Below are 22270 nucleotides of genomic sequence, written 5' to 3' on the forward strand. Positions count from 1 at the left end.
TCATCTTAATATTATGTTTTTTATGAATTTTATATTTTAAGATAAATGTATCAATTATGTGTGATACCCAAATGATATTCGAATAAATCATAAAAATGTTTTACCATTCATTTAAATTTTGCAAACAAAAGCTAAACGGGAAAAAGAATGAGTACCACACCACAACGTATGTATTGGGCTTTGAGTCTCCCTATCATTGCCGTACTCATTTGGTCGATCAATATTGTCGTTACGCGTTATGTAGCTGATTTCATTTCGCCAGTCAGTATTAGTTTTTATCGGTGGTTCTTTGCCTTCATTCTGTTAACACCTTTTGTCGTGCGACCTTTATGTCGGCAGTGGGCATTAATCCGAGCGCATTTGGGGCAGTTGGCAGTGCTAAGTGCATTTGGCCTGGTGTTGTATCAGGGCTTAGCCTATACCGCAGCGCACTATACAACTGCGACCAATATGGGACTGATTAATGCCTTTATTCCGATCTTTACCATTTTTGTTTCTCTGCTGATTTTAAAAGATATTCCAAATCGTTTTGCGATGATCGGGAGTATTTTATCTTTTGCAGGTTTGGTTTATATCATTGGGCAGGGCAATCTTGCAGGCTTAGTTCAATCGGGTGGGCATTTGGGTGATGTCCTGATGGTGGTTGCGGTATTCTTATATGCCTTTTATGGGGTGTTTTTGAAAAAGTGGCAATTGCAAATTCCCTTGATGTTGAGCCTCTATGTGCAGATCTTTTTTGCACTGCTTTACCATTTACCTTTTATTGCCTATTTCGGTCTCGATTCAATCAATAGTCAAAATGCGGCAAGTGTTATGTATGCCAGCATTTTCCCTTCCTTAGTTGCCCCTTTACTATGGATGTTGGCCATTACCCATTTAGGGCCGAATCGAACCAGTATTTTTATGAACTTGATGCCGGTCTTTACCGCAGTGATTGCCTATGTCTGGTTGAAAGAGGCGTGGACGGTTTATCATACGGTCGGTGGCGTGGTCATTATCTGTGGTATTTTACTGGCACAGCGTAAAACAGCGTTAAAAACGGCACCTTTAGCAAACTCGATGGATTGATGTTGATTAAAAAACGATCATTTGAGTTGTTTTTTTAATAGAATAATTCATTAATAAGTTAATTTATTAATGCTATTTCAGATAGTTTATGTATTTAATGTATGCAAAAGCTGATTAAAAATAGGTAGATAATTTGAATTATAATTTAATTATCTCCATTAATCAGCGTTTTAACGCTGTTTTTAATATAAAAAATCTATTTGTTTAGAAAAGCAATTTGCTACATAATACGCCCACTGCAAACTTAGGCCAATGTCAAAACGGGTATTAAGTGTTTGCTCATCAGTTTTCAGACCCTCTGGATGTGATTACACATCCTTTTTTATGCTCAGCCATCCCTATATGGCTGAGCTTTTTTTTATCTATTTTTCAGTAAAAATCCTGAGAAATAGCACGCTTTTAGGCACGAACCACTGCTCCAGTTTCGGCATCGAGTATGCGACTCGGTTCTTGGCTCAAGCCTAGGTCACCATTTAGATAATTCACTTGTTGCGCAAAGTATTGGTTGGCATCTTGTAATGAGCGGGCAGGTGATAATCCAGCAGGGTTGGCACTGGTTGAGACTATGAAGCCTTGAAAGGCATTGCAAAGTGCCACACAAATCGGATGTGTGGTTACCCGTACAGCAACTTTAGGGTGATTGCCTTTAATCCATGTTGGAATATGTTTATTTGCAGGTAACAACCACGTGGTTGCGCGTTCTGATGGACTGCGATCGCTCCAGCTGTCGATCACTTGTTGACGGATGTGAGGATCTAAATGTTCTAAAAGCGGTTCAACTTGAGCAATTTGCCCAGCCAGTAAAATTACCCCTTTTTCAATCGGGCGTTGCTTAATCTGCAAAATATCTAGAAAGGCCTGTTCGTTATACGGATCACAGCCTAAACCCCATACTGCTTCTGTTGGATATGCTAAAACTTGACCTTGTTTTAAACATTGCGCCGCTTCAGTCACAGAGGTGGTAATCATTACACTTTGTACCTTTTATTGATTCATAAAGGGTTATTGTGAACCTTATTGGCTGGAACGGCAACGCAGATAATTGCCAGCTTGTTGTTGTGCAAGCCCCAAAATTTCCAGTTCCATTAACTGGCTGGTGAGTGTGGCAATATCGGTGTTAAGTTTGAAATTAAGTTGATCCATATTTTGTCCCACCCAATCCAGTTGATTATAAAGTTCGAGTAAATCAGATGGGATCTCAATACTAGCGCTTGGGGTGGTTTCTTGTGACTGGGATTGGCTATACCATTGAGTGGGGAGTGCCAAGTCTTCAATGATTTGCTCAGGATGATCGACCAAAATCGCCCCTTCTCGGATCAGTTGATGACAGCCTTGATGGTGTTCACTGTAAATATGACCGGGGATCGCAAAAATGGTTTTCCCTTGTTCAGCAGCAGATTTGGCTGTACCAAGAGAGCCACTTTTGAGTGCGGCTTCTGCAACCACAACCCCTAAACTCAATGCACTGACGATGCGGTTGCGCCGTGGAAAATTATGCTGTAAAGGCGGTGTATGTGGTAAAAATTCACTAATAATACAGCCATTATTTTCTAATATTTGCGTACGCAGGGCTTGATGTTGGGACGGGTAAGTGAGATCTAAGCCCGTGCCCATCACTGCAATGGTACGTTGATATTTTAAGCCGCCCTGATGTGCCGCTGCATCAATGCCTTCAGCCAAACCACTGCAAATATAAAAGCCCTTTTCGGCGAGGTAATAGGCAAAGTCATAAGCCACTTGTTTGCCGTGTGGACTGGGTTTTCGACTGCCAACGATAGCAACTTGAGGTTGGAGTAAACTTTGTGGATTACCCTGACCAAATAAAATCGGTGGCCGGTCAGAATAGGGCAGCAGTTGCGAGGGATAATGACTTTCAGTATCAAGCAAAATAAAATCACAACTGGCTTGGACGTCATGCAATAAAGTTTGTAATTTGGTTTGTCCAGCAGGTGTTTGAATTTCTACGACACGTTGTAGATGACTTTTGTGTAAGCCGAGATTTGGCCAGATCTGAAGATTGGAAGCAGCAACGGCTTTTGTGCTTGTGCCAAAATGTTGTTGTAGTTTTTGAAAGCTCGATAAAGAATGCTGAACTAAATACCACAGGGTGATTGTTGCAATCTGTTCATGTGATAAAGAGTTCAGCATGTATACACCTTAAGACAACAGATTATTCATCCACAACAGATGGAGAAAGTTTCGCGCCCAAGTTCATTGGCAGTTCGCTGTCGAGCACATAAGCATAGCTGACACGGTCAAAGGTTTTAAACACCATGATGTTGCCGATACGTTCCGTTGGAAGGGTCAGTTTTTCATTGGTTTTCGGATCACGAATTTCTTGACCCTTTTGACTAACCGAGAACACATAACCCGATTGAACGCCATCCACTGTGCCACGGTCAATGGTTACAACTGAATGCTTCGCAGCTAGACCAATCGAACCTTGAACACGAATCACTTGTCCACCATCAGTCACATCTTGTGCATGCGTTGGGTAGAACAAGGTTGGAAGCATGGCGTCGTATTCAGGCAGTACGCGATAACCACGACGTACTTCAGAATTATACGAATCTGTGATTTCTAAAGTGGACATGTCATTTTCACCACGAATGGCAATGGCTGAGCCAACCTGAGTCAATTCTAGACCTAGATTTTGTTTTTTGCCCTCTGCATCCGTCACAATGTATGGTTCGCCTTCACGGTAAATCGCGTAGCGTTGACCGACTTCAATGCCTTGGCCACGTGCATAAACGGTTTGACCTTTACCTGCAATCACACGCTGATCGGCAGCACCGACGATATACGGCGTACCTTCTAAAGATTCCTTTGAAAGAATAGTGCTGTGTTCAAGCCAGTTTTTAATGTATTCCAGTGGAATGACAGGAATGGCATTGTTTAAAGATTCAACACGTGCTTGAGGTTGAAGTTTGGTGCCGCCTGTATAACGACGAATGATCCCTTCACAGCCATCGCCTTCATCTTTACCAATAATTGGACGGCCTTCATGAGTACACATCAGTAAGCGGTCACCTGGGAAAATCCAATGCGGATTTTTGACGTGTCTATTGCTGGCCCAAATTTCAGGCCAACGCACAGGATTGTTTAGGAAACGTTTAGAAATATCCCACAGGGTATCGCCTTTTTTCACCACATAAACATTCGGTGCATTGGCTTTTAAAGCAGGTGGATTGTAATTTCGTGTAGGCGCCGCTTGAGCTGTTGAAATGACGCCAGCGCCAACACTTACGCAAACGGCAAGTGCTAACATGTGTTGCTTAAACCCCAAGGCACTAAAAGATGGCATGCCCATAAAAACCTTTTTCATTATCATAATTCCTAAAATTATGTATGTAGTTGCGTTATAATAACGATATTACACACATTTTTTTGATCAAGCATTCCCTTCATTTGGTTTTTTGATCAATGGCATAATTGAGGACGCAGTATGGCCTTATTACCTATTTTAAGTTTTCCTGATCCCCGTCTTCGTACCATTGCAGAACCCGTCGAAGAAGTTACTGATGAAATTCGTCAGCTGGCTGCAGATATGTTTGAAACCATGTATGAAGCGCCAGGCATTGGACTTGCCGCGACACAAGTTGATCGTCATATTCAGTTGATTGTCATGGACTTATCTGAACATAAAGATCAACCTTTGGTATTCATTAACCCCAAAGTTACCCCATTGACTGAAGAAACGCAGCCCTATGAAGAAGGCTGCCTATCAGTTCCCCAAATATACGACAAAGTTGAGCGCCCGTCACGCGTAAAGATCGAAGCAATTAACCTTGAAGGTCAAGCATTTGAGATCGAAGCTGACGAACTTCTCGCTGTTTGCATTCAACATGAAATGGATCACTTAAATGGCAAATTGTTCGTCGACTATTTGTCACCATTGAAGCGTCAACGCGCACGTGAAAAAGTAGAAAAATTGACTCGTCAGCGCCAAAAAGACAAAGTGGCTGTGAAACGCGGTTAAGTTTTTTTGCTTAAAAATCATCTTTACAGTGAGCCCAATTTCGATTGGGCTTTGTTATACTGGCCGCGTTCTCAATTCGGATGGAATGGATTGTTTTTTAGAGCTGCGTTGCTACTGTCTTGTGTAGCCGTGTTTTTACAGATTGCTGTTTTTTTACAGCCTTTGCTCCCGACGCAATATCAAATTGCGCCGGTCTGTGAAACCATTTCGCGTGCGCTTTTACTCAAACCAGTTGAACATCTCAGTTCTCATGCTGAAAAGCATTCCACACATCATCATGAAATGCAGGCTCAGCATGAACTCAGTTCACAACCTGCCGAACACCATCATCATGATGCAAGTCATCAATGCCAATACTGTACGGTATATGGCAATCTTGTGTTGCCGCCTGATTTAGAGTTAAAAGCGGTACTGGACCGTATTCAAGTCCGTTTAATTGCATTCCAAAAAGCCTTTGCGCATGTTTGGTTTGCACTGCAACAACTCTTTTTACTACCTCAAGGGCGAGCACCGCCACTGTTTGTATAAACCTAGACATATATTTTTCGAGTCTTAACGGACTCTAGCCTAGTTGTATTTATAGATTCAGTGAGAATAAAAATGGCTCAGCCTACATTCTTTTTACAGCCTCTTGCGGCTGCGATTTCTCTTGCTTGTTTTTCAAGCGTAGTCTTTGCCGCTGAAGCAGACAGTGCGCACATTTTAGCACCTATCGTGGTGACGGCTCAGCAGGGCAATGATGCCCATGGTCTGATTGTACATGCCGACCCTAAACAACCCACGCAGCCAATTCCTGCGGTTGATGGTGCAGCCTACCTACAAAGTATTGTGGGTTTTAACCAAATCAAAAATGGCGGCGCGAATGGTGATGTCACCTTCCGCGGTATGTTTGGCTCACGTATTAAAATCCTCACAGATGGTACGGAAAATTTAGGCGCATGCCCAAGCCGTATGGATAATCCTGCTTCTTATGTTTCTCCTGAAAGCTACGACAAAATCACGGTCGTAAAAGGGCCACAAACTGTTCAGTATGCGCATACGGGTTCAGCAGCAACTGTTATTTTCGAACGTGAACCTGAGCAGCTCACTTCGGCGAAACCTTATCGTGGGCAAGCCAGTGTCATGCTTGGTTCTTATGGTCGTTTGGATCAGAATGTTGAAGCCGCTGTTGGTGATGAAACGAAATATGCACGTTTAAATGCCAACCGTTCGATTGCAGATAGTTATCAAGATGGAGCTGGCAATACGGTTCCGTCCGATTGGGAAAAGTGGAATGCAGATCTCGCGCTGGGCTGGACTCCAAATGAGGACACATGGGTAGAGCTGAAAGGTGGGAAAAGTGATGGTGAGGCAGTCTATGCTGGACGTCCAATGGATGGCTCTAAGTTTGCTCGTGAAAGTCTAGGCTTACATGTTGAAAAGAAAAACATTGGCGATGTGATCAAGAAAGTCGAAGCGCAAGTTGACTATAGCTATAACGATCATGTGATGGATAATTTTAGTTTGCGAAAATTTAATCCCGCAGATGGTATGTCAATGCCGATGGCTTCAAATGTTGCTCGTAGGACTTTAAATGCACGGGTTGCTATGACGCAGGACTGGGGGAAATTGCAACTTATTTCAGGTATTGATAGTCAAAAAAATGAGCATACTAAACGTAGTGGCAGCTTAATGTCTCCTTATCAAAATAAAGCTCGTGTCGGAGATATGGATTTTGAGTCTTATGGGGCTTTCGGTGAGCTGAGTTATGCATTTAATGATCAGCATAAACTGGTGACAGGTGCACGCGTCGATCAAGCGAAGATCGATAACTTAGCCACTGATACAGAACGTAAAGAAACCCTGCCAAGTGGTTTTGTTCGAATTGAAAGTGAACTTGCGGAACATGTTAAAACTTACGCAGGTTTGGGTTATGTAGAGCGTGTGCCTGATTATTGGGAATTGTTTAGTACCAAATATCATCAAAGTGCAGGTACGACCTTTGCCGATTTAGAGAATGAAAAAACCGCGCAGTTTGATGCAGGTTATCAATATGAACAGGGTGCATTTAAATCATGGGCTTCAGTTTATGCAGGTTTGATTCAAGACTATATATTGGTGGCATATACTCCGACAGGTTCAATGGGGCGGTTGGAAGCCAAAAGCCGAAATATCGATGCAACCATTGCAGGTGCTGAAGCAGGTGTGGCTTACCAGTTGACGGATCAAATTCAAGCGGACATCAGTGCCATGTATGCATGGGGCGAAAATACAACGGATCACACTGCTTTACCGCAAATTGCACCATTAGAAGGACGTTTCAATTTACGCTATGTGCAAGAGAAATATAATCTCGGTTTGTTATGGCGTGTGGTGGCAGCACAAGATCGTACCAGCTATCGAGAAGGCAATATCATTGGATACGATTTAGAAGACAGTAAAGGTTTTGGAACTTTGTCTTTAAATGGGACTTATAATATCCAAAAAGATCTAGACCTTTCAGTCGGGATAGATAATGTGCTGAATAAAAACTATGCCGAGCATTTGAATAAACTTGGAAGTTCAGGCTTTGGTTATGCTGCAACAGAACAATTCAACAATATTGGACGTAATTATTGGGCGCGTATCAGTATGAAGTTCTAAATCTATTGTGATGATCGGAAACAGCCATTCTAGAAATAGAATGGCTGTTTTGGGTTCTAAGATAGAAATTGACTGAGAAAACAGCATTTTGAGTGGATATTCACCATAAAAAGTAGAAAGAAACAGCGATTTAAATAAAATATTTAAATATTAGACTTCCTTCATAAATCATTTTTCAATCAATTTAATTGTTTATCTTTCACCCAATCTAAATTGTATATGCCAGCAAGTAAATTAAACCGCAGGTTTAATCTTTTACGACGATTTCTATATACACAAGATAAAATCTTAAAACATTTCATCCTTCCAAATACATGCTCTACTTGAATTCGTCTACGACCAATCTCTCTATTTAACTTTTTTAATTCAGAATCTAGTTTTTCAGTTTTCTTTGCTTTAGATGGCATGAGGCATCCAAAACCCAATTTCTTTATCCCTAAATACCCCTTATCAACAATAAAAAAGGGCTTAAATTTTAATTTCCTCATGCTTTTTTTAAATATTTTAAAATCATGCATGCTTCCATGACTTCCACATACACTCAGTATTTCACCTGTTGTATAGTGCATAGATAGCTGAAATTTAAAGGTATGTCGCTTTTTTTTACCGCTATACCATTTCTTCTGTTTTTTTTGGACGTTGAACTAATATTTCAGTTGCATCAATCACAACAACTTCCCAATCCACTTCATCTCGATTAGGAAGTTGTTTTGGCAAGTTAAATTTTCCAGAACCGATTAAGGTATCTTCAATAACACGTGTGATACGAATTGCACTCGTTTCAGATACACCGTAACTCATACCAAGATGGAAAAATGTTCGATATTCTCTCCAATATTCTATACATAAGAGCAAACGATCTTCCAACGGTAATTTATGCGGTCGTCCTTTACCAATATGACGAGGTAAATGCTTATTTAGCTCGGCCAACATGAGGTTAAATGTAGCCCAACTAACACCGGTAAGCCTACGAAACTTAACGTCTGATAATTTTTGAATATCTTTGAATTTCATCCAAGGATTATCTCTTGAATTAAATAATTTTGCTGATTAATTTAAGATCAAATAAATTGTACGTTTTTTGATTTATGACGGAAGTCTATTATTTCGATATATTTTTATTTAAATTAATTAAAACAATATATTAAGTTTAATTTGTGCGAATGTGATGGTGCGGTTTAAGGCGTTAACTAGGAAGTAGATAAAATTATTAAAAAATATTTTACATAAATAACAGTAACTTATAATTTTATGAGTTTGAAAAATAAACATGCAGAAATATTTATTGAGAAAAGGTGTTGCAAGGGATTAGAAATGCTGTAGAATGCACATCCATCGGCGGTGATGTTGATTAAAACTTGTTGAGAAACAAGGGTTTAGCCCAAGTGGTAGAATCTGAAAGTCTTGAATAAGTTTAAAAATAATTAACAAAACCTGTTGACTTCTTCTTGAAAGAGAGTAGTATAGCCGACCTAGCTTGCTGATGACGAATCAGTAAGAAGATCATTAAGAGATTATGAAGAACAACTTGTGTGGATTTTTACTGATTGATCGATCGAAAATATTTCATTGATTGAAGGTAAAAATTACTCGAAGTTTATTTGAGAAATATTTGTCAGAAAATTGATGAGCCAAGATTTGTAGCCATAAGCTACTAATGATTTTTAACTGAAGAGTTTGATCATGGCTCAGATTGAACGCTGGCGGCAGGCTTAACACATGCAAGTCGAGCGGGGAGATGTAGCTTGCTACATTTCCTAGCGGCGGACGGGTGAGTAATGCTTAGGAATCTGCCTATTAGTGGGGGACAACATTCCGAAAGGAATGCTAATACCGCATACGCCCTACGGGGGAAAGCAGGGGATCTTCGGACCTTGCGCTAATAGATGAGCCTAAGTCAGATTAGCTAGTTGGTGGGGTAAAGGCCTACCAAGGCGACGATCTGTAGCGGGTCTGAGAGGATGATCCGCCACACTGGGACTGAGACACGGCCCAGACTCCTACGGGAGGCAGCAGTGGGGAATATTGGACAATGGGCGCAAGCCTGATCCAGCCATGCCGCGTGTGTGAAGAAGGCCTTTTGGTTGTAAAGCACTTTAAGCGAGGAGGAGGCTACTTGGATTAATACTCTAGGATAGTGGACGTTACTCGCAGAATAAGCACCGGCTAACTCTGTGCCAGCAGCCGCGGTAATACAGAGGGTGCGAGCGTTAATCGGATTTACTGGGCGTAAAGCGTGCGTAGGCGGCTTTTTAAGTCGGATGTGAAATCCCTGAGCTTAACTTAGGAATTGCATTCGATACTGGGAAGCTAGAGTATGGGAGAGGATGGTAGAATTCCAGGTGTAGCGGTGAAATGCGTAGAGATCTGGAGGAATACCGATGGCGAAGGCAGCCATCTGGCCTAATACTGACGCTGAGGTACGAAAGCATGGGGAGCAAACAGGATTAGATACCCTGGTAGTCCATGCCGTAAACGATGTCTACTAGCCGTTGGGGCCTTTGAGGCTTTAGTGGCGCAGCTAACGCGATAAGTAGACCGCCTGGGGAGTACGGTCGCAAGACTAAAACTCAAATGAATTGACGGGGGCCCGCACAAGCGGTGGAGCATGTGGTTTAATTCGATGCAACGCGAAGAACCTTACCTGGTCTTGACATAGTAAGAACTTTCCAGAGATGGATTGGTGCCTTCGGGAACTTACATACAGGTGCTGCATGGCTGTCGTCAGCTCGTGTCGTGAGATGTTGGGTTAAGTCCCGCAACGAGCGCAACCCTTTTCCTTATTTGCCAGCGGGTTAAGCCGGGAACTTTAAGGATACTGCCAGTGACAAACTGGAGGAAGGCGGGGACGACGTCAAGTCATCATGGCCCTTACGACCAGGGCTACACACGTGCTACAATGGTTGGTACAAAGGGTTGCTACCTAGCGATAGGATGCTAATCTCAAAAAGCCGATCGTAGTCCGGATTGGAGTCTGCAACTCGACTCCATGAAGTCGGAATCGCTAGTAATCGCGGATCAGAATGCCGCGGTGAATACGTTCCCGGGCCTTGTACACACCGCCCGTCACACCATGGGAATTTGTTGCACCAGAAGTAGGTAGTCTAACCGCAAGGAGGACGCTTACCACGGTGTGGCCGATGACTGGGGTGAAGTCGTAACAAGGTAGCCGTAGGGGAACCTGCGGCTGGATCACCTCCTTAACGAAAGATTGACGATTGGTAAGAATCCACAACAAGTTGTTCTTCATGACGATGTATCTGAGGGTCTGTAGCTCAGTTGGTTAGAGCACACGCTTGATAAGCGTGGGGTCACAAGTTCAAGTCTTGTCAGACCCACCAAATCTGACTAACAAGCATTGTTAAATGCTGAATACAGAAAACAGAAACATTGACTTATTGATAAGCTGGGGACTTAGCTTAGTTGGTAGAGCGCCTGCTTTGCACGCAGGAGGTCAGGAGTTCGACTCTCCTAGTCTCCACCAAATTTCAAGAATAGAGAAACAACGTTTTTCCTTGAAATTTAAGCAAGAAGCTATGCTTCGCGCAGATAGGTTGGATTACAGAAATTAGTAAGTAGATAACTTATTAACTTCTGTGATTTATCACAGTTTCCTGACCTGACGAAGGCTGGAGAAATCATTAACAGAATATATTTGAGTTGAAATAATTTGTTCATACTCGTTTTTAAGATCGACATTAACAGTGATTTATTACTGATTGATGAAGATTGAAGAAATGAGTTACTAGCGAAATTAACTGAATCAAGCGTTTTGGTATGTGAATTGAATTGAAGCTGTACAGTGTTTAAGTACACAGAACAACAAACTGTAAGGAAGTGATGAGAAATCATCATAGACTGTCTTAATCCTACTTGTAGGGATTAACGACTGTTTGGGGTTGTATAGTCAAGTAATTAAGTGCATGTGGTGGATGCCTTGGCAGTCAGAGGCGATGAAAGACGTAATAGCCTGCGATAAGCTCCGGGGAGGCGGCAAATATCCTGTGATCCGGAGATTTCTGAATGGGGAAACCCACCTGTCATAAGGCAGGTATCGTATGATGAATACATAGTCATACGAGGCGAACGAGGGGAAGTGAAACATCTCAGTACCCTTAGGAAAAGAAATCAATTGAGATTCCCTCAGTAGCGGCGAGCGAACGGGGAAAAGCCCATTAAGTCATATCAGTTTTAGTGGAATGCTCTGGGAAGTGCAACCATAGTGGGTGATAGTCCTGTACACGAAAGGGCTGATATGATGATGTCGAGTAGGGCGGGGCACGTGAAACCTTGTCTGAATATGGGGGGACCATCCTCCAAGGCTAAATACTCCTGACTGACCGATAGTGAACCAGTACCGTGAGGGAAAGGCGAAAAGAACCCCTGTGAGGGGAGTGAAATAGATCCTGAAACCGCATGCATACAAGCAGTGGGAGCCGACTTGTTCGGTGACTGCGTACCTTTTGTATAATGGGTCAGCGACTTACATTCAGTAGCGAGGTTAACCGCATAGGGGAGCCGTAGAGAAATCGAGTCTTAATAGGGCGTTTAGTTGCTGGGTGTAGACCCGAAACCGGGTGATCTATCCATGAGCAGGTTGAAGGTTGGGTAACACTAACTGGAGGACCGAACCCACTGTCGTTGAAAAGCCAGGGGATGACTTGTGGATAGGGGTGAAAGGCTAATCAAACTCGGTGATAGCTGGTTCTCCCCGAAAGCTATTTAGGTAGCGCCTCGGACGAATACCATTGGGGGTAGAGCACTGTTTCGGCTAGGGGGTCATCCCGACTTACCAAACCGATGCAAACTCCGAATACCAATGAGTACTATCCGGGAGACAGACTGCGGGTGCTAACGTCCGTAGTCAAGAGGAAAACAATCCAGACCGCCAGCTAAGGCCCCAAAATTATAGTTAAGTGGGAAACGATGTGGGAAGGCATAGACAGCTAGGAGGTTGGCTTAGAAGCAGCCACCCTTTAAAGAAAGCGTAATAGCTCACTAGTCGAGTCGGCCTGCGCGGAAGATGTAACGGGGCTAAAACTATATGCCGAAGCTGCGGATTTGCAATTTATTGCAAGTGGTAGGGGAGCGTTCTGTAAGCCGATGAAGGTGTATTGAGAAGTATGCTGGAGGTATCAGAAGTGCGAATGCTGACGTGAGTAACGACAATGCGAGTGAAAAACTCGCACGCTGAAAGACCAAGGGTTCCAGTCCAACGTTAATCGGGGCTGGGTGAGTCGACCCCTAAGGCGAGGCCGAGAGGCGTAGTCGATGGGAAATTGGTTAATATTCCAATACTTCTATGTAATGCGATGAGAGGACGGAGAAGGTTAAGTCAGCCTGGCGTTGGTTGTCCAGGTGGAAGGTTGTAGGCATGTATCTTAGGCAAATCCGGGGTACTCTATGCTGAGAACTGATAGCAAGCTGTACTTGTACAGTGAAGTGGCTGATACCATGCTTCCAGGAAAAGTCTCTAAGCTTCAGTTACATAGGAATCGTACCCGAAACCGACACAGGTGGTCAGGTCGAGTAGACCAAAGCGCTTGAGAGAACTCTGCTGAAGGAACTAGGCAAAATGGTACCGTAACTTCGGGAGAAGGTACGCTGCCGACGGTGATAGGATTTACTCCTTGAGCTATTGGCAGCCACAGAAACCAGGCCCCTGCAACTGTTTATTAAAAACATAGCACTCTGCAAACACGAAAGTGGACGTATAGGGTGTGATGCCTGCCCGGTGCTGGAAGGTTAATTGATGGGGTTAGCGTAAGCGAAGCTCTTGATCGAAGCCCCAGTAAACGGCGGCCGTAACTATAACGGTCCTAAGGTAGCGAAATTCCTTGTCGGGTAAGTTCCGACCTGCACGAATGGCATAATGATGGGGGCGCTGTCTCCAGCAGAGACTCAGTGAAATCGAATTCGCCGTGAAGATGCGGTGTACCCGCGGCTAGACGGAAAGACCCCGTGAACCTTTACTGCAGCTTGACATTGAACTTTGATCTTACTTGTGTAGGATAGGTGGGAGGCTTTGAAACCGAGACGCTAGTTTCGGTGGAGCCAATCTTGAAATACCACCCTGGTAATATTGAGGTTCTAACTCTGTCCCGTTATCCGGGACGAGGACCATGTCTGGTGGGTAGTTTGACTGGGGCGGTCTCCTCCTAAAGAGTAACGGAGGAGTACGAAGGTGCGCTCAGCGTGGTCGGAAATCACGCGTAGAGTATAAAGGCAAAAGCGCGCTTAACTGCGAGACCCACAAGTCGAGCAGGTACGAAAGTAGGTCTTAGTGATCCGGTGGTTCTGTATGGAAGGGCCATCGCTCAACGGATAAAAGGTACTCTGGGGATAACAGGCTGATACCGCCCAAGAGTTCATATCGACGGCGGTGTTTGGCACCTCGATGTCGGCTCATCTCATCCTGGGGCTGAAGCAGGTCCCAAGGGTATGGCTGTTCGCCATTTAAAGAGGTACGCGAGCTGGGTTTAGAACGTCGTGAGACAGTTCGGTCCCTATCTACCGTGGGCGTTGGAAATTTGAGAGGATCTGCTCCTAGTACGAGAGGACCAGAGTGGACGAACCTCTGGTGTACCGGTTGTGACGCCAGTCGCATCGCCGGGTAGCTATGTTCGGAAGGGATAACCGCTGAAAGCATCTAAGCGGGAAGCCTACCTCAAGATAAGATTTCCCTAGGACTTTATGTCCTCTAAAGAGCCGTTGAAGACTACGACGTTGATAGGTTGGATGTGGAAGCATAGTGATATGTGAAGCTGACCAATACTAATTGCTCGTGAGGCTTGACTATACAACACCCAAACAGTTGGTGTTGTGGTTCAAATCACTGCAAACAACTTGATTTAGTTATAAAGCTAGATAAAATATCCAACTCAAATATACCTGTTAATAACTCATTTGATGAAAGTTAGGCACGAAGAGCACTGCTCTGAGGTTAGACCCAACGAATAGTCATAAACAGTTGTGCTGGCGACAATAGCAAGAGTGAACCACCTGATCCCTTCCCGAACTCAGAAGTGAAACCTCTTAGCGCTGATGGTAGTGTGGAGTTATCCATGTGAGAGTAAGTCATCGCCAGCTCATTCATTCTAAATCCCCCTAACTCAAATGAGATAGGGGGATTTTTTTATGCACGGAATGATGAAAATATTAAATAATAAAGGAATCAATCGGCTAATTGAGGTTTAGGACAGGTTTCTACATACTGATTTACTTATTTATCGATCATGACATTTAATCTACCCAACATTTTTGTTTTAAAATTTTAAAAAAATTGGATAGTCGATCAAATGCTCATAGTTTGTTAGCAATATCTTTAAATGGAATAATGAGTATGTCTAATAAAATTCAATATCAACTGAAAAAACTGCCTTTAATTTCATGTGCGTTGTTGAGCTGTTTGGCTTTTGGGCAAGTACATGCTGTATCTAATGATCAGGTCAAACATCTGGTTGAGTCAGAAAAAAAGAATTATTTAAATACTCTAGAGGCTTTAGTCAATATTGAGTCGGGCAGTAAAGATCTTGTCGGCGTGAATAAGATCGCTAAATATGTCGCTGAACAATTAAAAATGACAGGTGCTGAGGTCAGTATTGTAGAAGCTAAAGATATATATCGTATGGATGATACGCCCCAACAGACTGGTCCAATGGTAAAAGCTGTTTTAATGGGTAAAGGCAGCAGTAAAATTATGCTAATTGCTCATATGGATACTGTGTATTTAACAGGAATATTGAAAGACCAACCTTTTAAAATGGAAGGGGATAAAGTTTTTGGTCTTGGAATCTTAGATGACAAACAGGGGGTTGCTGCGATTATTCATACGCTTGATCTTTTGAAAAAGTTGAATTATCAAGACTATGGCACGATTACAGTCTTATTAAACTCCGATGAGGAGATCAGTTCGCCAGGTTCACGTAAACTGATTACTGAGACTGCACAAGACCAAGATGTAGTTTTGTCATTTGAGGGTGGTGGTAAAGACGGCAGTTTGCGTTTAGCCACCAGTGGGATTGGTGCAGCATATTTAGAGGTTCACGGGAAATCTGCACATGCAGGGGTTAAGCCTGAAGCAGGCATAAATGCACTGAAAGAATTATCACATCAAATCTTACAGTTACAAGATTTATCGAATCCTAAAACAGGGTTGAAATTAAACTGGACTGTAGCGAGTGCAGGTAAAGTGCGTAACGTGATTCCAGACCTTGCGACTGCACAAGCAGATGTTCGTGCTTTGCAAGTTAAAGATTTTCAGCAAGTGGAACGTGTATTACAGGAAAGGATTAAACATAAAAAGTTAGCTGATAGTGAAGTTAAGTTAAAGTTTGAAATGCGTCGCCCACCTTTAATGGCAAACCCACAGGCAAAAAAATTGGCTGAACAAGCACAGCTTATTTACAAAACTGATTTTAATTTACCAATGAAAGTATTGGCTGAAGCAACAGGTGGTGGTACAGATGCTGCATTTGCTGGCTTAAATTCGAAAGCAGCGATTTTAGAAGGCATGGGCTTATCTGGTGATGGTGCACATTCGAATAATGCTGAATATATTCTGGTCGAAAGTATTGTGCCGCGTTTATATTTAGTGACAAAGTTGATTATGGACTTATCGACCGCTCAAAAATAATAAAGTTGGTATGAAAGAACTCAACTGATTTGAGTTTTTACATGATGAAAGATGGTGTTTATTTTTAGCAGCATCTTTCATTAATCTAAATATTAGAATCTTAAAAGGAAATGGGTGAGATCTTAAATAAAAATGCCATAAAGTGAGGGATATTCTGAGAGATCGGCATAGCTATAGTTGATGTTAATTTTTCATTCTTTGCTGGATAATTCAGCTGAGTCAGTTGGGTCTCGATGTATTGCTTACTGTCCCAAGTGATTGGACAGTGGTCTTTATTCTTTAAGGAATGAAGGGCCAGCTTTTGTCTCTTCACTGTCAAATTGTTCCTTTTTAAATAAAAACTTCGAAATTACTTTTGCATAAAAAAATAAATGATAACGTGCTGTATATGATGCTTTTTTAACCAAGCAAGCTGAATGTAATTCATGGTAAAATGATCGGCTTTCATCTTTGATCTTTATTTGAGATCTTTCATCTGCCAGCCGAGAATTGCTAGCCATGTCTACTGCTTATACTATGCAGACCGCGCCTAAAGCGTTGTTTGATTACGACAAATATTGGGCGTCATGTTTTGAACCTGCGCCATTTTTGCCGATGTCGCGCGAGGAAATGGACCAACTCGGTTGGGATAGTTGTGACTTTATTTTGGTCTGTGGTGATGCGTATATCGACCATCCATCATTTTGTTCGGGTATTATTGGCCGTACGTTAGAAGCACAAGGTTTCCGTGTCGGGATTATTGCACAACCTGATTGGACGAATGTTGAAGCATTCCGCGTTTTGGGTAAGCCAAATATCGCTTGGGGTGTGACTGCTGGGAACATGGATTCGATGATCAACCGTTATACGGCTGATCGTAAAATTCGTTCTGATGATGCCTATTCACCAGATAATTTACCCAATAAACGTCCAGACCGTGCAGCAACGGTGTATTGCCAACGTGTACGCGAAGCATTTCCAGATGTACCTGTATTGTTAGGTGGAATTGAAGCATCTTTACGTCGTATTGCACATTATGACTATTGGTCAGACAAAGTTCGTCGTTCAGTGTTGATGGACTCAAAAGCCGATCTTTTGATGTATGGTAATGGTGAGCGTTCAATTACTGAAGTGATGCATCGCTTAGCCAAAGGCGAAAAAATTCACGAAATCACCGATGTTCGCGGCACGGCATTTATCGTGAATAAATTAAACCGTCCATCTAAAGCCAAGTTTGTGGAAATCGCATCGAATGATGTGGATGCCATTGGCCGTGTTGATCCAATCATCAATCCTTATGTGATGACTGAAGATTTAGATGGCTGTGAAATTGAAAAAGATAAGGGTAATTCTTTAACCCAATATCAAAATTTCCAAAAAGAAATTGTGACGAATCAAATTGTTCGTGAAGGGGATAAACTCGATCCTGATACACAAATTGTTCAATTACAGCCAGCATCTAAAGCGATTAAGCATAAATTACCACCACGTGAGTTGGCGGTGATTCGTTTGCCTGCATTTGAAGATGTTTCAAATGATCCAGTTTTATATGCGCATGCCAATCGTATCTTACATCTTGAAACCAATCCCGGAAATGCGCGTGCAATGGTGCAAAAGCATGGTGAACGTGATGTGTGGCTGAATGCTCCACCAATTCCGTTGACTACTGAAGAAATGGATTATGTGTTTGACTTGCCTTATGCACGTCTGCCACATCCTGCTTATGGGAATGCACGTTTCCCTGCATTTGATATGATCAAGTTCTCTGTAAATATCATGCGTGGCTGTTTTGGCGGTTGTACGTTTTGTTCTATTACGGAACATGAAGGTCGTATCATTCAAAACCGTTCTGAAGAATCGATTTTACGTGAAGTTGAAAAGATTCGTGATACAGCACCTGGTTTTACCGGCATCATTTCTGACTTGGGTGGACCAACTGCAAATATGTACCGTTTGCATTGTAAAGACCCTGAGATTGAAAAGAACTGTCGTAAACCATCCTGTGTTTATCCAGGTGTTTGTCAAAACTTACATACCGATCATGCACCATTAACACAGTTATATCGTAAAGCACGTGAACTCAAAGGCATCAAAAAGATTCTGATTGGTTCAGGCTTGCGCTATGACTTGGCGGTGTTAAACCCTGAATATGTCAAAGAATTGGTACAGCATCATGTTGGTGGTTATTTAAAAATTGCGCCTGAACATACCGAAAAAGGTCCATTGTCTAAGATGATGAAACCGGGCATCGGAACCTATGATCGTTTCAAGCAAATGTTTGATCGTTTCAGTAAGGAAGCAGGTAAAGAGCAATATTTAATTCCGTACTTTATCGCAGCGCATCCGGGTACGACCGAATATGACATGATGAATTTGGCGATTTGGTTGAAGAAAAATGGTTTCCGTGCTGATCAGGTACAGACTTTCTATCCATCGCCAATGGCAACCGCGACCACCATGTATCACACGGGTAAAAACCCATTAGCCAAAGTGGCGCGATATACTGAAGATGTGGATATTGTGAAAGGTGAGAAGCGTCGTCGTCTGCATAAAGCCTTCTTGCGTTATCATGATCCAAACAACTGGCCATTACTCCGCGATGCTTTAAAGGAGATGGGTCGCCAAGATTTGATTGGCAACTCGAAACAGCATTTGATTCCAACCTATCAACCGCAAGGGACAGAAGGTCAGTATCAGTCTGCTCGGAAGAAAAACTCAACCGTGGATGGCGATTCGCAAAAACGTAATGGTGATAGCCGTAACCAACAAGCGAAAAATCAATCGCGTCCATCGAATACCAAAAAGCGTCCTGAGCGCGGTCAGATTTTAACGCAGCATACAGGTTTGCCACCGCGTGAAACAGGTGATGCCAAGAAACCATTTGGACATTCAAAGTCAAAACCAAAGTCTAAGTCACGTGCTTAATAGCAATTGAATATAAAAAAGGATGCTACGGCATCCTTTTTTAGGATCGATCTTTTTTATTGCGTTAGAAAAATAGCTCAAAGATTGGCTTTTCTGCCATCCGTCTGGAAAATTGGGTCAATCCGAAGAATCATATTGCACGTGAATGGATCACTCTATTACAGTGTAGATAGGCTAAAGAGCCAAAATTTCATTCAGATTAAAACAAAGCGTGTTACAACGAATGACATTGCAAAAAATTGTTTAGTTTTATCAGCGTTTGTTTGATTTTAGCTTTAGTTTTTTTATTGCGTGGTTTGGGTAAATGGTCAGTAGGTTATACTGATCGGATAAAAGTCGGTGTGATACCGAAAATTATAATAAAGATCAAAAGGATACAAATATGACAACCTATATGGTAATTGGTAGCGTGTTGTTGATACTGGTCATGATTTTAGCGAGTAAAGCGTTGATCCCTGGGACCAAGAAGCAAGATAGTGCATTAAGACAACGTGCTATTTTTAGTATGCATGAGCAACTGACTTATACTCGTCTGAAAGAAATTTTACCGCATCATACTGTGTTGGCACATGTGTCTTATGATGCCTTACTCACGACAAAATTTTCACGCACACGAAACAAATACCGCAATTTGGTGGCTGATTTTGTGATTATGGATAGTGCACAACAAGTTTTGGCAGTGGTTGCTTTAGAAGATCCGCTTTCACTGAAACGTCCACAAAAGGCACAGTTTAAGGATGCGATCCTCGAGATGGCTGGCTACAAAGTGATTCGTTATGAAGAAGTGCCTGACTATCATCAGTTACGTGAAGATTTTTATGGCGATCTCTATGCTTCGTCGCGTTTGACTAAAGATACGCGTGTAGCCAAAAAATATGATTACTATAATGCAGCACAAACTCGAAAATTACGTCTGATCGGCTAACTGAATCTTAGTGCGCATAATAAAAAAACATGAAAAATTATGTTTTTTATTATGCATGTATTTTTTATGCAGGTTTCACTGCAACAACGGTTAACTCTACCAATACTTGTGGATCATAAAGTTTAGCTTCAACACAGGTACGGGGTAAGGCATCAATGTCTGCAACCCAAGCATCCCAAACTTCATTGAAAGCGGCATAGTCATTTTCAATGTCTTTTAAATAAATCGTTACCGATAAGATATGGCTTTTATCTGTGCCTGCATCAGCTAAAAATTGGTCGATCATGTCCAATGTCTGTTGCGTTTGACCTTTAATATCGAGATCAAAGTCAGACGCCAATTGACCTGCCAAATGAACGAGGTTGCCAGCAATCGCAACTTCAGAAAAACGATTTGAGACATGCAAACGTTGAACCGTCATGATGTATGCATCCTGTGTGATGAGTATAAAAATAGAACATGAAAAGTAGTTCAATAGCCTACCACAAACTCATGTATGACAGATGGCTGCGATGTTGGCTTTCAATCAGGTGCAGAATTTTACAGCGTGAAGGATCCTATCTATTGTTATAAGCGCATGTGAACAGAGGATGGATTCAATATATCGACATGAATTACAAAAGATGAAGGAACGTAGTCAATAGGTAAATTTTATGCGGGCTTTATAAAAATATATTTTTGAATATTGGATTGTTTTGATGATAGAGCACTGCTCTGCAATATAGGGGGGGAATACCATGATAAATATCAGAGATGTCCTGTAATCTTCGGATTTGATCGTCACGCCAATCACAGGACGTATGCTAAAAGTAAAGGTAAGTTTTAGCATCTCAGCGGTTACATGGATAAATGCAGCGCGTCATTAGATTACTCTAAAAACACAGTTTGTGAATGCTAAATTGCATTATTTTTGTTCTTTTGATTAAAAAGTGACTGATTGAGCATTCAGTTCGACCATAAAGAGAGCTGGGGTGGAGGCTCTTGAGTCGAAAGTGCATAGACCCCAACACCGATCAGACGAAATTGTTGATCCGGTGTGATTTGCATTTCTTTGAGTAAGATATCTAAGGTCATTTGCAGTTCAGTTTGATGCTTTAATGGCGTTTTGAAGCTTTTACTGTGCTGTAGGGTTTGAAAGTTTTTCAGTTTCATTTTGACGGTGACACCGCGGGCATACAGTTGCTTTTTCTCTAAGCTTTGCCAGACTTGCGCAATCAACTTGGGCCAAAATGGGAGACATTGTTCAATGGTTAAGTCATCATCAAAAGTGGTTTCTTTTGAAATTTGCTGACGTTCTCGTTCCGCTTGTACAGGGCGCTCATCAATCCCTTGTGCATATAGATAGAGCTGTTTGCCATATTTGCCAAAATGATGAATCAGGATATTTGCATCCACATGCTGTAAATCACCTAAAGTTTCAAGTTTGAGCGCATGTAATTTTTCTTGCATGACTTTACCCACTCCGGGGATTTTTTTAAGCGGCAAGTGCTGAATAAACTGCTGAACTTGTGAGGGTTTAATCACGCAGATACCATTGGGTTTATTCCAGTCCGAAGCAACTTTGGCTAGAAACTTATTGGGTGCAACACCCGCAGAGGCGGTCAGTCCTGTGCTCTGAAAAATATCAGCACGGATGCGTTCAGCAACTTCTGTGGCACTGGCCAGTTGTTGTAAATTTTCCGTCACATCTAAATAAGCTTCATCTAAGGAAAGCGGTTCAATGAGTGTGGTATAACGCTGAAAAATTGTATGAATTTGCGCTGAGACTGCACGGTATTTAGAGAAATTAGGTTCAATTACTATCACTTGAGGGCAGCGTTTTTTGGCTTGAGTCATCGACATGGCAGAGCGGAGTCCGTAGCGACGTGCAGGGTAGGATGCGGCTGCAATGACGGCACGAGGATGGTGTGAAGAAATCACCACAGGTAAATGCTTTAAGTCGGGACGATCAAGTAACTCCACAGAGGCATAGAAGGCATCCATGTCGATGTGAATGATTTTTCGCATGCTGAATTTTAATATTGAAACCTAAGTCAGTATTGCACTATTCAGATCGATTGCGTAGTCCTGTATGCGGCATAAGCGACAGAATTGGACTTGGTGTTTTTGTATTTGAATTTCAATGCTGAGCTTGGAA

The 22270-nt window shown here is 42.2% G+C and carries 14 protein-coding genes, 2 tRNA genes, 3 rRNA genes and 1 pseudogene; 12 read left to right on the top strand and 8 right to left on the bottom strand.

Annotated elements, in window-relative coordinates; all coding sequences use genetic code 11:
* Nucleotides 1-147: 147 nt before the first annotated feature.
* Complete coding sequence (locus HUK62_RS02210; protein WP_176536978.1) at nucleotides 148-1068, top strand: DMT family transporter; 921 nt, start codon at nucleotides 148-150, stop codon at nucleotides 1066-1068.
* 399 nt (nucleotides 1069-1467) lie between these two features.
* On the opposite strand, the gene HUK62_RS02215 is transcribed toward HUK62_RS02210, so the two are convergent.
* The 3 genes from HUK62_RS02215 to HUK62_RS02225 are packed head-to-tail and all read right to left on the bottom strand — an operon-like array spanning nucleotide 1468 to nucleotide 4393.
* Complete coding sequence (locus HUK62_RS02215) at nucleotides 1468-2037, bottom strand: Sua5/YciO/YrdC/YwlC family protein (RefSeq protein ID WP_125281522.1); 570 nt, start codon at nucleotides 2035-2037, stop codon at nucleotides 1468-1470.
* 45 nt (nucleotides 2038-2082) lie between these two features.
* A complete protein-coding gene (dprA, locus tag HUK62_RS02220) occupies nucleotides 2083-3216 on the bottom strand; it encodes a DNA-processing protein DprA (RefSeq protein ID WP_176536979.1) in 1134 nt (377 codons plus the stop codon).
* A 22-nt stretch (nucleotides 3217-3238) separates the two neighbouring features.
* Complete coding sequence (locus HUK62_RS02225) at nucleotides 3239-4393, bottom strand: LysM peptidoglycan-binding domain-containing protein (protein WP_176536980.1); 1155 nt, start codon at nucleotides 4391-4393, stop codon at nucleotides 3239-3241.
* A gap of 120 nt (nucleotides 4394-4513) precedes the next feature.
* Between HUK62_RS02225 and def the strand changes: the two genes are divergently transcribed.
* The 3 genes from def (at nucleotide 4514) to HUK62_RS02240 (ending at nucleotide 7669) form a co-directional block, all read left to right on the top strand.
* The gene (gene def, locus HUK62_RS02230; protein WP_004684452.1) at nucleotides 4514-5047 is read left to right on the top strand and encodes a peptide deformylase; all 534 of its coding nucleotides are present in this window, start codon (nucleotides 4514-4516) and stop codon (nucleotides 5045-5047) included.
* A gap of 90 nt (nucleotides 5048-5137) precedes the next feature.
* Complete coding sequence (locus HUK62_RS02235) at nucleotides 5138-5575, top strand: DUF2946 family protein (protein ID WP_176538431.1); 438 nt, start codon at nucleotides 5138-5140, stop codon at nucleotides 5573-5575.
* A gap of 72 nt (nucleotides 5576-5647) precedes the next feature.
* Nucleotides 5648-7669, top strand: a complete 2022-nt coding sequence (locus tag HUK62_RS02240) for a TonB-dependent copper receptor (RefSeq protein WP_176536981.1) — start codon at nucleotides 5648-5650, stop codon at nucleotides 7667-7669.
* A 179-nt stretch (nucleotides 7670-7848) separates the two neighbouring features.
* Here HUK62_RS02240 and HUK62_RS02245 read toward each other — a convergent pair.
* Nucleotides 7849-8241: pseudogene (locus tag HUK62_RS02245) on the bottom strand (transposase family protein); the annotation flags it as partial.
* Between the two features lie 37 nt (nucleotides 8242-8278).
* On the bottom strand, nucleotides 8279-8683 hold the full coding sequence (locus HUK62_RS02250) for a transposase family protein (RefSeq protein ID WP_017395860.1): 405 nt from the start codon (nucleotides 8681-8683) through the stop codon (nucleotides 8279-8281).
* 651 nt (nucleotides 8684-9334) lie between these two features.
* Between HUK62_RS02250 and HUK62_RS02255 the strand changes: the two genes are divergently transcribed.
* The 6 genes from HUK62_RS02255 (at nucleotide 9335) to HUK62_RS02280 (ending at nucleotide 16304) form a co-directional block, all read left to right on the top strand.
* Nucleotides 9335-10872 (top strand): 16S ribosomal RNA (locus HUK62_RS02255).
* A gap of 61 nt (nucleotides 10873-10933) precedes the next feature.
* Nucleotides 10934-11010, top strand: a tRNA-Ile gene (locus tag HUK62_RS02260).
* 67 nt (nucleotides 11011-11077) lie between these two features.
* Nucleotides 11078-11153: transfer RNA gene (locus HUK62_RS02265), tRNA-Ala, on the top strand.
* A gap of 421 nt (nucleotides 11154-11574) precedes the next feature.
* A 23S ribosomal RNA gene (locus HUK62_RS02270) occupies nucleotides 11575-14468 on the top strand.
* 175 nt (nucleotides 14469-14643) lie between these two features.
* Nucleotides 14644-14758, top strand: a 5S ribosomal RNA gene (rrf, locus tag HUK62_RS02275).
* The 16S, 23S and 5S rRNA genes sit together here with 2 tRNA genes alongside, the layout of an rRNA operon.
* 253 nt (nucleotides 14759-15011) lie before the next feature.
* Nucleotides 15012-16304 (top strand): glutamate carboxypeptidase, encoded by a 1293-nt coding sequence (locus tag HUK62_RS02280; protein WP_176536982.1) that lies wholly within the window; start codon nucleotides 15012-15014, stop codon nucleotides 16302-16304.
* A gap of 272 nt (nucleotides 16305-16576) precedes the next feature.
* Here HUK62_RS02280 and HUK62_RS18950 read toward each other — a convergent pair whose 3' ends face one another.
* Nucleotides 16577-16804, bottom strand: a complete 228-nt coding sequence (locus HUK62_RS18950) for a hypothetical protein (protein WP_228723726.1) — start codon at nucleotides 16802-16804, stop codon at nucleotides 16577-16579.
* Here HUK62_RS18950 and HUK62_RS02290 point away from each other — a divergent pair.
* Together HUK62_RS02290 and HUK62_RS02295 are read left to right on the top strand one after the other, a co-directional pair.
* On the top strand, nucleotides 16803-19208 hold the full coding sequence (locus HUK62_RS02290) for a YgiQ family radical SAM protein (RefSeq protein ID WP_176536983.1): 2406 nt from the start codon (nucleotides 16803-16805) through the stop codon (nucleotides 19206-19208). The genes HUK62_RS18950 and HUK62_RS02290 overlap by 2 nt on opposite strands.
* A gap of 382 nt (nucleotides 19209-19590) precedes the next feature.
* Nucleotides 19591-20133 (top strand): DUF2726 domain-containing protein, encoded by a 543-nt coding sequence (locus tag HUK62_RS02295; RefSeq protein WP_125280641.1) that lies wholly within the window; start codon nucleotides 19591-19593, stop codon nucleotides 20131-20133.
* Between the two features lie 64 nt (nucleotides 20134-20197).
* Here HUK62_RS02295 and HUK62_RS02300 read toward each other — a convergent pair whose 3' ends face one another.
* Together HUK62_RS02300 and dinB are read right to left on the bottom strand one after the other, a co-directional pair.
* Nucleotides 20198-20554, bottom strand: coding sequence for a RidA family protein (locus HUK62_RS02300; protein ID WP_176536984.1), 357 nt, complete (start codon nucleotides 20552-20554; stop codon nucleotides 20198-20200).
* Between the two features lie 524 nt (nucleotides 20555-21078).
* Entirely contained in the window at nucleotides 21079-22140 is a 1062-nt protein-coding gene (dinB, locus tag HUK62_RS02305) for a DNA polymerase IV (protein WP_176536985.1), read from the bottom strand.
* Nucleotides 22141-22270 lie beyond the last annotated feature (130 nt).

This window comes from Acinetobacter sp. NEB 394 (assembly GCF_013374795.1).
GTDB lineage: Bacteria > Pseudomonadota > Gammaproteobacteria > Pseudomonadales > Moraxellaceae > Acinetobacter > Acinetobacter johnsonii.

Excerpts from the sequence above, each read along its gene's own strand:
- dinB (WP_176536985.1), bottom strand. The coding sequence starts at position 22,140 with ATGCGAAAAATCATTCACATCGACATGGATGCCTTCTATGCCTCTGTG.
- HUK62_RS02295 (WP_125280641.1), top strand. The coding sequence starts at position 19,591 with ATGACAACCTATATGGTAATTGGTAGCGTGTTGTTGATACTGGTCATG.
- HUK62_RS02290 (WP_176536983.1), top strand. The coding sequence starts at position 16,803 with ATGTCTACTGCTTATACTATGCAGACCGCGCCTAAAGCGTTGTTTGAT.
- HUK62_RS18950 (WP_228723726.1), bottom strand. The coding sequence starts at position 16,804 with ATGGCTAGCAATTCTCGGCTGGCAGATGAAAGATCTCAAATAAAGATC.
- def (WP_004684452.1), top strand. The coding sequence starts at position 4,514 with ATGGCCTTATTACCTATTTTAAGTTTTCCTGATCCCCGTCTTCGTACC.
- HUK62_RS02225 (WP_176536980.1), bottom strand. The coding sequence starts at position 4,393 with ATGAAAAAGGTTTTTATGGGCATGCCATCTTTTAGTGCCTTGGGGTTT.
- HUK62_RS02250 (WP_017395860.1), bottom strand. The coding sequence starts at position 8,683 with ATGAAATTCAAAGATATTCAAAAATTATCAGACGTTAAGTTTCGTAGG.
- dprA (WP_176536979.1), bottom strand. The coding sequence starts at position 3,216 with ATGCTGAACTCTTTATCACATGAACAGATTGCAACAATCACCCTGTGG.
- HUK62_RS02215 (WP_125281522.1), bottom strand. The coding sequence starts at position 2,037 with ATGATTACCACCTCTGTGACTGAAGCGGCGCAATGTTTAAAACAAGGT.
- HUK62_RS02280 (WP_176536982.1), top strand. The coding sequence starts at position 15,012 with ATGTCTAATAAAATTCAATATCAACTGAAAAAACTGCCTTTAATTTCA.
- HUK62_RS02210 (WP_176536978.1), top strand. The coding sequence starts at position 148 with ATGAGTACCACACCACAACGTATGTATTGGGCTTTGAGTCTCCCTATC.
- HUK62_RS02240 (WP_176536981.1), top strand. The coding sequence starts at position 5,648 with ATGGCTCAGCCTACATTCTTTTTACAGCCTCTTGCGGCTGCGATTTCT.
- HUK62_RS02300 (WP_176536984.1), bottom strand. The coding sequence starts at position 20,554 with ATGACGGTTCAACGTTTGCATGTCTCAAATCGTTTTTCTGAAGTTGCG.